This is a genomic window from Lelliottia sp. RD5 (genome assembly GCF_056032945.1).
This window is the reverse complement of the sequence record NZ_JBVYHQ010000001.1, coordinates 779,528-791,861: the sequence shown is the minus strand read 5'-3', so window position 1 is coordinate 791,861 and position 12,334 is coordinate 779,528. Positions and strand designations below refer to the sequence as shown.

The window sequence follows — 12,334 nt, the reverse complement described above, 5'->3', positions numbered from 1 at the left end:
TGGTCTGAACCGCTACAATGTCAGACGATTGCCGTAACAGAAGTATAAGGAAGCAAGAAATGACCACGACTATTGAAAAAATTCAGCGCCAGGTCGCTGAAAACCCGATTCTGCTGTACATGAAAGGTTCTCCAAAGCTGCCAAGCTGCGGCTTTTCCGCACAAGCTGTGCAGGCGCTTTCAGCCTGCGGCGAGCGTTTTGCTTACGTTGATATTCTGCAGAACCCGGATATCCGCGCTGAAATGCCAAAATATGCGAACTGGCCAACGTTCCCGCAGCTGTGGGTTGATGGTGAGCTGGTTGGCGGTTGCGACATCCTGATCGAAATGTATCAGCGTGGCGAACTGCAGCAGTTGATCAAAGAAACCGCGGCGAAGTACAAAACCGAAGAACCTGACGCAGAATAATTTTTGCACCAGACATAAAAAAGCGACCATCCGGTCGCTTTTTTTATTCCTCGCTATCGCTTTCGGCCATCGGCAACGGCCAGCCGCCAAGGCGTTTCCAGCGGTTCACTATTTCGCAGAATAATTCCGCCGTGCGTTCCGTATCGTACAGCGCGGAGTGCGCCTGCGTACCGTCAAAATCAATGCCCGCAGTGATACAGGCTTTAGACAGCACCGTTTGCCCCAGCGCCAGGCCGCTCAGCGCGGCGGTGTCGAAGGTCACAAACGGGTGGAACGGGTTGCGTTTCAGTGATGCGCGTTCAGAGGCCGCCATCATAAAGCTGTGATCGAATGTAGCGTTGTGCGCCACCATGATCGCGCGATTGCAATTGCTGTCCTTCATCCCTTTGCGCACCATTTTGTAGATGGCGTGCAACGCGTCATATTCGCTTACCGCGCCGCGCAGTGGGTTATGCGGATCGATGCCGTTAAAAGCCAGCGCTTCGGGTTGAAGATTGGCACCTTCGAAAGGATCAACATGGAAATGTAGCGTGGTGTCCGGTGTAAGCCAGCCCTGTTCATCCATTTTCAGCGTGATGGCAGCAATCTCAAGCAGCGCATCGGTTTTAGCGTTAAATCCGGCTGTTTCAACATCAATAACAACAGGATAAAAACCACGAAAACGGTCGCACAGACCGGTAAGTTGAGCGTTATCGGACATCAGGGTCTCTTACAAGGGGAAAAAAAGCAGTGCGCATTATGGCAAATTTTGAGAGGGGATGCAGTAAAACAACGGGCGCAAAATGCGCCCGGAGGGATTAATCGCCCAGACCGCGACCAGCGTCTTTGGCTTCGATCAGTTCGATTTTATAACCGTCTGGATCTTCAACAAAGGCGATGACCGTGGTGCCGCCTTTTACCGGACCGGCTTCGCGAGTGACGTTACCGCCGTTGCTGCGGATGCGTTCGCAGGCTTCAGCGGCGTTATCCACTTCCAGTGCGATATGGCCGTACGCCGTGCCCAGCTCATAGCTGTCGACATCCCAGTTATAGGTTAGCTCGATAACGGCTTCATCGCTTTCCGGACCGTAGCCCACAAACGCCAGTGAATATTTATATTCCGGGTTTTCGCTGGTGCGCAGCAGTTGCATCCCCAAAACGTTTGTGTAGAAATCGATCGAACGTTGCAGGTTGCCAACGCGCAGCATGGTGTGAAGTAGGCGCATAATTTCCTCTTAACCAACTCAATGGCTTATCTTTTTGAACAGAAACGATGTTTTAGTATAGCGGCGAATCATCGCCGCTATCAATGGACAGCAGAGGGATTATAAAGAAGGGTAGTCGGTGTAGCCTTCAGCGCCTCCGCCGTAGAAGCTCTCAGGGCGCTGCGGGTTCAATTCCACTTTACGCTCAAGACGTGCCACCAGGTCAGGGTTCGCGATGTAATCGCGACCAAATGCCACCGCGTCGATCAAACCTTTGTTAATTAAATCTTCCGCTTTCTCAGGCGTGTAGGCGCCTGCACCGATAATCACACCGTGGAAACGCGCACGGACTTTTTCACGGAATGCATCAGAGTACGGCGCGCCGCCTGCCCAGTCTGGCTCGGACATATGCAGATACGCGATCCCGCGTTTTGCCAGCTCTTCGATCAGATAGAGTGCATCAGCTTCTTCGTTTGGACCGTTATCCACATTCTGGAAAGAACCGATTGGAGAAACACGAATACCGATACGATCCGGGTTCCACTCCTGACACACGGCGTCCACCACTTCAAGCACCAGGCGAGCACGGTTTTCAACGCTACCGCCGTACTGATCGGTACGCTGGTTGGATGACGGTGACAGGAACTGGTGCAACAGATAACCGTGCGCGGAGTGCAGTTCGACTAAATCAAAGCCGGCTTCACGCGCATTCGCCACAGCCTGGCGGAAATCGTTAACGATGCCTGGGATTTCGTCGAGTTCAAGTGCGCGCGGCGTAGAGGTGTCGACACGAATGGCCTGGCCGTTTTCATCACGCAAAGAAGTGCGCGTGCCAGCGTTTAACGCGGAGGCAGAAACAGGGGCTTCGCCGCCAGGTTGAATGCTGCTATGTGAGATACGACCGGTGTGCCACAGCTGAACGGCGATGCGGCCATCTTCAGCGTGAACACCCGCGGTGATTTTTTTCCATGCCGCGATTTGCTCTGGGCTGTGCAGCCCAGGTGCGCCAGCATAACCTTTAGCCTGTGCGGAAATCTGCGTTGCTTCGGAGATAATCAGGCCGGAGCTGGCGCGCTGGCGATAGTATTCACCCATCAGCGGGGTAGGAATATCACCCGGCTCAATACTACGCAGACGGGTGAGTGGGGCCATAAATACGCGATTCGGCGCAGTAACCGCGCCCACTTTTAGTGGGGTGAATAATTTTTCTGCTGACATCGTGACTCCTGAGTAGACCGGTCGTCTAGTGATTTAATAAATAAAAACGCCTGTTAAACGACAGGCGTCGTAATGCTGTTTTCCACATGCGCCAGCGCGCTTTCGAGCGGCACGGCGCTGCGGGAAATCTTAGCTTGCAGGTTTGCCCCTAACCACAGCGCATAAAGGACTTGAGCCTGGGTCAGGGCGTTACCGGTAAAGTTCAGCGTTTTTTCATCGCGACCTTTTTCCAGCGCCTGGGCTAGCAAAGCGATAACGCCGCTGGCACCCTTGTCCATCGCCGTGCGCATATCTTCAGAAAGATCGCACACTTCGGCAGACAGTTTGACGGTCAGACAACCACTGATAATGCCTTTCTCGCAAAATTGTCTCAGTGTTTCCTGATAATAGTTAAGAACACGATCCCTGTAGCTGCCTTCACCACACGAAAAGTGAGTGGCGAGTCGCTGATGGTAGCAAGCATAGTGCCGTTCCAGCATCGCGACGCCAAACGCCTCTTTCGAGCGAAAGTAGTGATAAAACGAACCTTTAGGCACCTCAGCGGTTTTAAGCAACTCGCTAAGACCCATGCCGGTAAACCCGCGATGCATACAAAGCTGCTCGCCGGTTGCCAGTAAATGTTCGCGCGTATCGTGTTCAGTATTTCTGCTCATGCCGTCACTCTAATAGACCGTTCGGTCTAATGCAAGCGTCATGATGCGCGACACGGTGTCAGAATGTCCATTTGTGGCTGATAAACCGATGATTTTATGTTCATCATACCCAGCGCGGTCGAGAATAAATTATCCTGCGATACGGTCTGTTTTGCCGCCTGCTCGCGCAAGCAAGTCTCATTTACGCGGAAGTTTTTGACGTAGTCCGGTGAGAGCCAGAACATAAAGGGAATATGCGTTTGCTGTTCTGGTGCTAACAGATACGGTGTGCCGTGCAGGTACACGCCATTCTCACCCAATGATTCACCGTGATCGGACAGATAAATCAGGGCGGTATTCATCGTCGCCTGGCGTGCTTTTAAGGTGTCGATCGCCTTGCCGAGCACGCTGTCCGTATAAAGAATGGTGTTGTCATAAGTATTTATCAGCGCCTGGTGATCGCAGTCCTGAATTTGGTTGGTGTCGCAGGTTGGGGTGAAGCGTCGGTATGCCTGCGGGTAGCGCTGAAAGTAGGCCGGGCCGTGGCTACCCATCAGGTGAATCACCAGTACGGTATCCTGCTTAAGGCCATCCAGCACGTTATCGAGCCGATTGAAATTCACATCGTCAATACAGGATTTATCTTTGCAAAACTGATCCAGCTTCCACTGCGTCATGTCGGTATGCGGTACGCGATTACATGCGCCTTTACAGCCGCCATCATTTTCACGCCAGAGGACGTTAACGCCAGCATGTGCCAGTACGTCCAGCAACCCTTCCTGATGATGCGCTAAATCGGCGTCATATTTTTTACGCGGCATACCCGAGAACATGCAAGGAACGGAAACCGCTGTTTCTGTGCCGCACGATGAGGCATGTGGGAAATTGATCACATTTTGTTGCTTCAACTGCGGATTGGTGTCGCGTTCATATCCGTTCAGAGAATAGTTCGCTGCGCGAGACGCTTCGCCCACCACCAGGATCAGTACGGTCTTTTTCTTCTGGGCAAGGATTGCCGGGCCTTTATGGGCATCTTGTCCGATACGCACCAGCGTTTGGTCGCCTGCAAACCAGCGTTCCTGACTGTATTTCATCATTGCGCTGACGTAATTGGCCGGGGTGACCATTTTGACAATGCTTTTGTTGTTGCGAAACAGCGAGGCGTAGTCCTTATAAAACACAGAGGCTACCAGGATAATGACCATTAACGCGCCGAGGAAGGCGGCTAAACGCATCAGCAGCGTGTACCACCATTTACCGGAACGAACACGAATGAACAGCAACGCGATGGAAGGGATCAGGCCAATGCCTGCAATCCACAGCAGCATCTGCGGTGTCACCAGCGCGGTGGCTTCCTGCAAGTTCGTTTCGAAAACATTTACCATCATGTTCTTATCGATAACCGCGCCGTAGGTATGCATAAAGTAAGTCGCACCGGCGCATCCCAACGCTAGCAAAATGAGCAAGGGCTTGCGGATAAAAGGGAGACCTATCACGCTAAAAACGATCACCCACCCGCAAAACAGCACCAGAGGCACCGATGCGGCGAATAACAGGTCATGCAAATGCGCTGGCGCGATAATGCTCCAGCTACGGCTAATGAACATCGCATTAACGAGGGTAAAAAACAGGGCACAGCCCAGGGTGAAGGTTAAATCGCTACACTGTAACTTTTTCACTGACCACATCATTGAGAAACCAACTGTTTTATTGATGAGGTGAGTATAGGGAGTGAAGATTAGTGAAACCTTAATGCCACATTTCTCCGTAAATCCCTTGCGGACGGGGCGTTTAGCGGCTTCACTGTAGATGAGAAGAGTCTAGGAGGTATGTGTGGCAGAGCAGCTGGAGTTTTTCCCCGTCCAGAGCCCATGCCGGGGCATTTGTCAGTCGGATGAACGCGGTTTTTGCCGGGGCTGCATGCGCAGTCGTGACGAACGTTTTAACTGGCAAAAGATGAGCGATGCGCAGAAGCAGGACGTGATCCGCCTGTGCCGTCAGCGTTTGTTGCGTAAATTACGCGCAAACAAACCTTCCGAAACCGAAGAACCCCAGCAACCTTCACTTTTTTAGCGGTGTTAATGCGTATACTCATGACATTACTTCCTTGAGGAAATTGTTATGGTTCAGCGCATTGCCCTTGCCCCGCAGGGCCCGGAGTTTTCACGTTTTGTCATGGGTTACTGGCGCTTAATGGACTGGAATATGTCCCCGCGCCAGCTGGTGAGTTTCATTGAGGAACATCTCGACCTGGGGATCACCACCGTCGATCATGCTGATATTTATGGCGGTTATCTCTGTGAGGCCGCGTTTGGCGAGGCGATGAAGTTAGCGCCTGCGCTGCGTGAACGTATGGAGATTGTCACTAAATGCGGCATCGCGACTACGGCGAATCCGGACAATGCGCTGGGGCATTACATCACTGACAGCGATCACATCATCAAAAGTGCCGAGCAGTCGCTGATGAATCTGGCGACCGACCGCCTTGATCTGCTGCTGATCCACCGTCCAGACCCGTTGATGGACGCCGATGAAGTCGCTGCCGCGTTCCTCAATTTGCACCAGAGCGGAAAAGTGCGTCACTTTGGCGTATCCAACTTTACCCCTGCGCAATTCTCGCTGCTTCAGTCCCGTTTACCGTTTACGCTCGCGACCAACCAGGTTGAAATCTCCCCGGTACACCAGCCACTGCTGCTTGATGGCACGCTCGATCAGCTGCAACAGCTGCGTATTCGGCCTATGGCGTGGTCTTGTCTCGGCGGTGGCCGTCTGTTCAATGACGACGCTTTCCAGCCGTTACGTGATGAGCTCCAGACCGTTGCCCGTGAACTCAACGCCGAAAGCATTGAGCAAGTCGTGTACGCCTGGATCATGCGCTTGCCTTCTCAACCGCTGCCGATTATCGGCTCGGGCAAAATTGAGCGCGTGCGTTCGGCTATCGGGGCTGAAGAGCTGCAGATGACGCGTCAGCAATGGTTCCGAATTCGTAAAGCAGCGCTGGGTTACGACGTACCTTAATAACGTTTATTGGCGACTTTCCGGTGAAAACGTTGCCCCTGGTATAAACTTAAGGGGCAAAAATAACCCGTGGAGGTCTCATGAAGCATTTTGCTCTGGCAGCAATCGCGCTGCTTGTGTGTGCAGGCGCACAGGCAGCCAGCGATGAAGTTGAAATAAATCTCGTCACCTCTCAGGGAATAGGCCAGTCTATCGGGACAGTAAACATTACTGAAACCGACAAAGGGCTGGAGTTTACGCCCAATCTCAAGGCTCTCCCTCCCGGTGAACATGGTTTTCATGTTCATGCCAAAGGCAGTTGTCAGCCTGCGCTTAAAGACGGAAAAGCGTCTGCGGCAGAAGCGGCTGGCGGTCATTTAGATCCTCACCAAACGGCCAAACATGAAGGGCCAGAAGGCATGGGGCATACCGGCGATCTTCCTGTATTAGTGGTTAATAATGACGGGAAAGCGACAGAGGCTGTTGTTGCGCCGCGGCTGAAAAAGCTCGATGACGTAAAAGGCAAAGCGCTGATGATCCACGTTGGCGGCGATAACATGTCCGATCAGCCTAAACCGTTGGGCGGCGGCGGGGCGCGTTATGCCTGTGGCGTGATTTGATCGGCAATCGTGCCGGGTGGCGGTGCTTGTTCCAGCTGTGAAAGCGAGCAGTGTAACCGCCAGATGATTGACGCCAGATCGCGCGCTGCTGGCTGATGGTGGCGCGCGAGGGTATCGCAAATTCGTTGCAATTCGTTAAGCGTTACCGCCAGCGGTCGTTGCTGAACACCGCGTTCACTCATGACATCCCGCAGCAATGTAATGCACACATCACGCACCTGCGAAAGCGGATCTGAACGCGTTTCCCACGCGCGCAACTGCCACACGACATGTGAGCAATTCAGCAGCACGACGCCCCAGCGCAGTAGCCAGCGACGGGATAATTCATCCTGACTGCTGTTTAACTGACTCACGTGATGGTAAACCAATGACTCATATTCATTTTCGCGAAGATGCGGCTTGCGGCTGAGCTGGTCAACGAAACCCCGTCGTAATTCACGGATATGTCGTCGACTTTTACGCGCATCAGAGCCTGGTCGCAGTACAGCAAACGCCAGCCATGCCAGGCCAACACCCAGAATTTTCGCCAGATTATCATTCAGAAAATCTGCAAAATCATAGACCGGCGGATTCGTCACTGCGATAAATGACCCCATAAAGACGATCAGCTGTCCCCATAATCCTGCAAATTTAGGCATTTGCAATTTCAGGAGTTGCATTGTGGTGAGCAGCGGGAACAGGAATAACAGAAATTCCCACAGGTCGGTTATCTGAACCATCAACCCAAATTTCACCACAAAGCTGAAGAGCGAAAGCAACACCAGCGTGCGCAGCAGCAGCGTGAGAGAGTTAAACGGGGAGGTGGCGACGGAATAAAGCACGCAACTGATTGCAGCCAGCGTCAAGGCCGCGCTACCCGATTCCCATTGAGTGGCGATGCTCCACGCGCCAACCAGCATCAGGGCGCAGAAGGTGCGAAATCCGCTCCACAGTGCCTCAAGATTGTCGGTATGTCGTGTCAGCGAAGGACTCGCGGGCACGGAGAATTCAGTCACAGGCGTCGCGTCTTCAAGGGTTTTGATCCAGCGACTGTTGCGCAGATAAATACGACAAAAATACTGTAGCCGGGACCAGAAGGCGCGGTGTCGATAATCATACTCATCGACTGGCGCGAGTGGGGCAATAATGCGCGCCACGGTGTACATATCGGCATTAGGATGAGCCAGCGCGGCCAAAACCTGTTCAATGATATGTCGCGTATTTTCCGGCGGGTTGGGCCAATTCAGCAGCATTCTGCGCAGGCTTGAAATGGCGCTGGTCATTCTGAGCTGCTGGTGGAGCAGGTAATTTAGCAACCTGTTCTGGCGACGAAAGCGGTAGTGGCTCCAGAACGCCTGAATGCGCAGCAAATTCATGGTGAGGATCTGCCCAATCACTTTTTCATGTGCAAGCCGGATGGTGTCGTTGGTGTCGGGTTGCCAGAGCAGACTCGCATGTTCGAGCAGTCGCGTATGCAGGGTTTTTAGCGCGGAGATCAGCGTCGTCCCATCTGAGGTGCTTGGCAGAATCATCATCATGACCCCGCCACACAGGATGCCGATAATGACTTCACACACGCGAGCCTGGGCGATGTCCCACAGCTCTGTCGTGTCCAGAATATTGACGACTGGGAAAGCAATAATTGCCGCCGTGTATCCCGCGAGCTGGAATGCGTAGGCAACATTATTGGTGAAATGCGCGCAGGCCCAGGTACACAGCCCCAGCCATGCAGCCATGCTCAAGAGAAATAGCCAGGGATCGTTCAGCGTGTGTCCGGCAATGATCAGCGCCGCTGTGGCACCCAATAAACTGCCCGCAACACGTCCCAGACTTTTGCTGATCACGCCGCCCACGGTCGGAAAGCTGACGACAGCCGCTGAGGTCATCGCCCAGTAGGGTTCATCGAGATTCAGATAATAGGCGACGGTAAGCGCGAGACACATGGCGATGCCATTGCGCAACGCATACCGCCACTGCGGGCGGGTGGCGTTGAGCCATGGCAACTTACGCCATGAGAACGCGGCCAGTTTCATCAATGATTCCCAATAGACACGGTACACGTCGTCCCGGACACCAGCGTAACGTCTTTGGGGAGGGCGGAGAACTCAACGCGTACCGGAACGCGCTGGGCAAGGCGTACCCATGGCACGTTAGGTTTGATATCGGGAACTAAACCCGAATCGGTCTCAACGCTCTGATCGTAGATCGCGCGGCCTATGCTGGCTACGTGACCCTGTAACGTTACGGCGCTGCTGTACAGGGTGATTTGTGCTGGAGCGCCTTCGCGGATGTGGCGAAGTTTCGTCTCCTCAAAATACCCGATAACGTAAAACGAGTAGCTGTCCACCAGCGCAAATACCGGTTTTCCCTGCGTTGCATAATCCCCCACGCGGGTCGAAAGATTCGTTATCCAGCCATCTACCGGCGCTTTGACTACGGTTTGCGTCAGCTGCCATTGCGCTTGCTTCAGCGTTGCCTCGGCTACTTTCACACTCGCCTGCATCGCCTTGACGTTAATATTCGCAGTATCGAGATCTTCGGCCGAGATGTAATTCTGCGAAAGATGACGGCGGCGAGTGGCTTCGTTATTCGCTTTAGCCAAATCGGACTGCGCTTTTGTAAGCTGTGCCTCGGCATTCAGCACCGCAATATGGAACGGTGTCTCATCAATTCGAAATAAAACGTCCCCTTTTCTAACGAACTGATTATCGTTAATGAGAAGAGTCGTGATGCTGCCGGAGACCTGAGGCGTAATGCTGACCTGCTCGGCACGAATTTTTCCATCGCGCGTCCAGGGCGACTGCATGTAAAAATTCCACAACCACCACCCCGCGACGAGCGCCAGTGCAAGAACAAGCAGAGTAGAAAAGTATTTTACGGTTTTCAGAGACATATTCACCACGCAATCAGTAAAGCCAGACCCAGAGAGACGGAGAGGGCAAACAGAGAAAGATCCATCAGCATCGGATGCCAGATCTCGCCGGAATACATCCAGTCACGAAGCACTCTGTGCGCGACAAGCCAGATAAGAAAACCCAGCATCACCGCTTTAAAAATGGGAGGGAAATAGACGGACGCACCGACAATCAGGTCCTGAAGGGGTAATCCTGCAGCGCTAAATGAGAACGTCACAAGCAGAGATCCTTTACAGTGGAAAGTGGCCTGAGGGGCTTAGCACGATAAGCAGCCATAATTGTAAATTATATGTCCAACGTGGAGGAATGCCGTATTGCATTTGTTTTGGCAATATAATTGCTGCACACTATTCTAAAATCAGTATAATAACTTAGCAAGCTAATTATAAGGAGATGAAATTGGAATCGCCATTAGGTTCTGATCTGGCCAGGTTGGTACGCATCTGGCGTGCTCTGATTGACCATCGCCTGAAACCTCTGGAATTGACGCAGACGCACTGGGTTACGCTGCATAACATCCATCAGTTGCCGCCTGAGCAGTCGCAAATTCAACTGGCAAAAGCGATAGGAATTGAACAGCCGTCTCTGGTACGAACGCTCGATCAACTGGAGGAGAAGGGGTTAATTTCCCGGCAAACCTGCGCCAGCGATCGTCGTGCCAAACGTATCAAACTGACTGACAAAGCGGCACCTATCATCACTGAGATGGAAGCCGTCATCAGTAAAACACGTGGGGAAATTCTGTCGGGTATTTCGCCTGCGGAACTGGAGCAACTCATCGGAATGATTGCGCGTCTTGAGCACAACATTAACGAGTTGCAAACCCGCGATTAACGTCATGAAAAGCCTTGTCTCGCAAGGCTTTATTTTCCTGATACACCACCACTCGATTTCGACCTGCCTCTTTTGCCTCATACATCGCCTTATCCGCACGCTCCACGGACTCCTCAGCGGTGACCGGCAACGTAGTGGCGGTGTAAATGCCCATACTAATGGTGATAGGTTCCGGGAGCATTCCTTCTGTAGTGAGCCGATCAAAGCTGCTTAAACTCAGGCGAATGCGTTCTGCCACGAGCCTCGCGGCTTCAGAATGTGTATTACTCAGCAACAACACAAACTCTTCTCCTCCAATGCGCGCGGTAATATCCTGCGGCCGCACTGAGTCCATCAGCACATTGGCGACGAACTGCAGCACTTTATCCCCTTGCAGATGGCCGTAGTTGTCGTTAATACGTTTGAAATAGTCGAGATCGCAAACAATAACGGAAACCGGGTGACTGTCCGTTATCTTGCCCAGTGCCTGATTCAGGCTTTCGTAAAAGTAGCTGCGATTGTAGAGTCGCGTCAGCGCATCGCGAATTGAATTCTGATAAGACTGCTGGTATTTGAGATGGGAATTTCGGTAAAGACTGAAGACATCATGCAATAGGGTTAAAATGATCAACAATGACGCTGCGGTTTCAAACAAACGCGCACTATACCAGACTGAACTGCCAATGAATTCGGCGGGCAATAATGTGACTAATATAACCACGTAGCAAACGCATAAGAACGTCCCGCTCGCCCAGAATAGATTGCGCAAGCGGGTAATGATTAACAATGTCATGAGCGCAACAAGCCATAATATAATCAACGCCACATTAATTGTTTGTTTCCATAATACCGTGAACTGTCGGGTTTTATTGTCGATAAGATCGAGAGGGAACAGCTCGCTATGACTTGAATAAAACCACGCCAGCACCACCATTGTCAGCGTAAAAAGCAATAATCCAGCAAAGATCATGTGACGCATCAGGCGCGTTAACGGGTTATGGCGAACAATGAACAGTACCGCGGCAAGCGTGAGCAAAACGGCCATCATGACGTTGCGCATCAAGAAGAAAATCATTGCGCCACTGTAATTGACGTGAGGCATGCCGGGCTGCATCAGCCAGACAGGAAAACATTTCAGTGTTCCGAATAACAGGACGGTTGAGCCCGAAAAGGCGAACGCGATAGCGAGATGATAAATTCGCTTTTTGTCACACCAGTATTTCATCACCATAAAACAGGCAATGAATAAATGAAAAACCGCAAGGAAACTGGTGAGTAGCGGAAAGAGTAATGGGGAAAAGGCGGGCGCGAAGTTTAGCAGTTTAACGGAAAGGAAATGTAACGCCACAAAGAACATCAGGCAGAAAAAAGTAAAGGCAACATATCTGTTTCCCAGTCGTCGATTTATCGTAATCATAGGCGTTTCTTAAGGATGAGAAATCAGCTTTAAAGCAGAGAGTAAAAAGGGAGACTATCGATTTTCGACGGAATTACTTTGCGCTGGGACAATATAAAAGGAGGTGCGTAAATTAAACATTGTACATGCTTAATATGATGTAACGAATGGAT

General features: G+C 51.9%; 14 protein-coding genes. 5 read left to right on the top strand and 9 right to left on the bottom strand.

All coding sequences use genetic code 11. The features are described 5' to 3' along the window. Positions 1 to 59: 59 nt before the first annotated feature. A complete protein-coding gene (gene grxD / locus AC0LWE_RS03945; RefSeq protein WP_012017187.1) occupies positions 60 to 407 on the top strand; it encodes a monothiol glutaredoxin 4 in 348 nt (115 codons plus the stop codon). 43 nt (positions 408 to 450) lie between these two features. On the opposite strand, the gene rnt is transcribed toward grxD, so the two are convergent. From rnt to eptA, 5 genes are all read right to left on the bottom strand, one after another. After that, the gene (gene rnt / locus AC0LWE_RS03940; protein WP_059178125.1) at positions 451 to 1,107 is read right to left on the bottom strand and encodes a ribonuclease T; all 657 of its coding nucleotides are present in this window, start codon (positions 1,105 to 1,107) and stop codon (positions 451 to 453) included. A 97-nt stretch (positions 1,108 to 1,204) separates the two neighbouring features. Beyond that, complete coding sequence (gene gloA / locus AC0LWE_RS03935; RefSeq protein ID WP_059178124.1) at positions 1,205 to 1,612, bottom strand: lactoylglutathione lyase; 408 nt, start codon at positions 1,610 to 1,612, stop codon at positions 1,205 to 1,207. 99 nt (positions 1,613 to 1,711) lie between these two features. Continuing rightward, positions 1,712 to 2,809: an alkene reductase gene (gene nemA, locus AC0LWE_RS03930; protein ID WP_059178123.1), complete on the bottom strand. Its 1,098-nt coding sequence runs from the start codon at positions 2,807 to 2,809 to the stop codon at positions 1,712 to 1,714. A 53-nt stretch (positions 2,810 to 2,862) separates the two neighbouring features. Beyond that, on the bottom strand, positions 2,863 to 3,462 hold the full coding sequence (locus tag AC0LWE_RS03925) for a TetR/AcrR family transcriptional regulator (protein WP_219346667.1): 600 nt from the start codon (positions 3,460 to 3,462) through the stop codon (positions 2,863 to 2,865). Between the two features lie 38 nt (positions 3,463 to 3,500). Beyond that, positions 3,501 to 5,129 carry a phosphoethanolamine transferase EptA gene (eptA, locus tag AC0LWE_RS03920; RefSeq protein WP_474265161.1) on the bottom strand — a complete coding sequence of 543 codons (1,629 nt, stop codon included), beginning with the start codon at positions 5,127 to 5,129 and terminating at the stop codon, positions 3,501 to 3,503. 145 nt (positions 5,130 to 5,274) lie between these two features. On the opposite strand from eptA, the gene AC0LWE_RS03915 reads away from it, so the two are divergent. The 3 genes from AC0LWE_RS03915 (at position 5,275) to sodC (ending at position 7,058) form a co-directional block, all read left to right on the top strand. Further along, the gene (locus AC0LWE_RS03915) at positions 5,275 to 5,514 is read left to right on the top strand and encodes a DUF1289 domain-containing protein (protein ID WP_059178121.1); all 240 of its coding nucleotides are present in this window, start codon (positions 5,275 to 5,277) and stop codon (positions 5,512 to 5,514) included. Positions 5,515 to 5,562: 48 nt separating this feature from the next. Next, on the top strand, positions 5,563 to 6,459 hold the full coding sequence (locus AC0LWE_RS03910; RefSeq protein WP_219346666.1) for an aldo/keto reductase: 897 nt from the start codon (positions 5,563 to 5,565) through the stop codon (positions 6,457 to 6,459). An 80-nt stretch (positions 6,460 to 6,539) separates the two neighbouring features. Continuing rightward, positions 6,540 to 7,058 carry a superoxide dismutase [Cu-Zn] SodC gene (sodC, locus tag AC0LWE_RS03905; RefSeq protein WP_174341968.1) on the top strand — a complete coding sequence of 173 codons (519 nt, stop codon included), beginning with the start codon at positions 6,540 to 6,542 and terminating at the stop codon, positions 7,056 to 7,058. Here the strand turns inward: sodC and AC0LWE_RS03900 are convergent. From AC0LWE_RS03900 to AC0LWE_RS03890, 3 genes are read right to left on the bottom strand one after another with little or no spacing between them, the layout of a single operon-like run. Next, positions 7,037 to 9,070 (bottom strand): FUSC family protein, encoded by a 2,034-nt coding sequence (locus AC0LWE_RS03900; protein WP_131487436.1) that lies wholly within the window; start codon positions 9,068 to 9,070, stop codon positions 7,037 to 7,039. The two genes, sodC and AC0LWE_RS03900, sit on opposite strands and share 22 nt — an antisense overlap. Beyond that, a complete protein-coding gene (locus AC0LWE_RS03895; protein WP_219346665.1) occupies positions 9,070 to 9,930 on the bottom strand; it encodes an efflux RND transporter periplasmic adaptor subunit in 861 nt (286 codons plus the stop codon). The genes AC0LWE_RS03900 and AC0LWE_RS03895 overlap by 1 nt, the downstream gene beginning before the upstream one ends. 2 nt (positions 9,931 to 9,932) lie before the next feature. Further along, positions 9,933 to 10,169, bottom strand: a complete 237-nt coding sequence (locus AC0LWE_RS03890; RefSeq protein WP_059178116.1) for a DUF1656 domain-containing protein — start codon at positions 10,167 to 10,169, stop codon at positions 9,933 to 9,935. Between the two features lie 176 nt (positions 10,170 to 10,345). On the opposite strand from AC0LWE_RS03890, the gene slyA reads away from it, so the two are divergent. Next, entirely contained in the window at positions 10,346 to 10,786 is a 441-nt protein-coding gene (slyA, locus tag AC0LWE_RS03885) for a transcriptional regulator SlyA (RefSeq protein WP_059178115.1), read from the top strand. On the opposite strand, the gene AC0LWE_RS03880 is transcribed toward slyA, so the two are convergent. Next, positions 10,761 to 12,182: a GGDEF domain-containing protein gene (locus AC0LWE_RS03880; RefSeq protein WP_219346664.1), complete on the bottom strand. Its 1,422-nt coding sequence runs from the start codon at positions 12,180 to 12,182 to the stop codon at positions 10,761 to 10,763. The genes slyA and AC0LWE_RS03880 overlap by 26 nt on opposite strands. Between the last annotated feature and the right edge of the window lie 152 nt (positions 12,183 to 12,334).

Coding starts and splice junctions, on each gene's coding strand:
- nemA (WP_059178123.1), bottom strand. CDS start 2,809: ATGTCAGCAGAAAAATTATTCACCCCACTAAAAGTGGGCGCGGTTACT.
- AC0LWE_RS03925 (WP_219346667.1), bottom strand. CDS start 3,462: ATGAGCAGAAATACTGAACACGATACGCGCGAACATTTACTGGCAACC.
- AC0LWE_RS03910 (WP_219346666.1), top strand. CDS start 5,563: ATGGTTCAGCGCATTGCCCTTGCCCCGCAGGGCCCGGAGTTTTCACGT.
- sodC (WP_174341968.1), top strand. CDS start 6,540: ATGAAGCATTTTGCTCTGGCAGCAATCGCGCTGCTTGTGTGTGCAGGC.
- AC0LWE_RS03900 (WP_131487436.1), bottom strand. CDS start 9,070: ATGAAACTGGCCGCGTTCTCATGGCGTAAGTTGCCATGGCTCAACGCC.
- grxD (WP_012017187.1), top strand. CDS start 60: ATGACCACGACTATTGAAAAAATTCAGCGCCAGGTCGCTGAAAACCCG.
- AC0LWE_RS03895 (WP_219346665.1), bottom strand. CDS start 9,930: ATGTCTCTGAAAACCGTAAAATACTTTTCTACTCTGCTTGTTCTTGCA.
- AC0LWE_RS03880 (WP_219346664.1), bottom strand. CDS start 12,182: ATGATTACGATAAATCGACGACTGGGAAACAGATATGTTGCCTTTACT.
- eptA (WP_474265161.1), bottom strand. CDS start 5,129: ATGTGGTCAGTGAAAAAGTTACAGTGTAGCGATTTAACCTTCACCCTG.
- rnt (WP_059178125.1), bottom strand. CDS start 1,107: ATGTCCGATAACGCTCAACTTACCGGTCTGTGCGACCGTTTTCGTGGT.
- gloA (WP_059178124.1), bottom strand. CDS start 1,612: ATGCGCCTACTTCACACCATGCTGCGCGTTGGCAACCTGCAACGTTCG.
- slyA (WP_059178115.1), top strand. CDS start 10,346: ATGAAATTGGAATCGCCATTAGGTTCTGATCTGGCCAGGTTGGTACGC.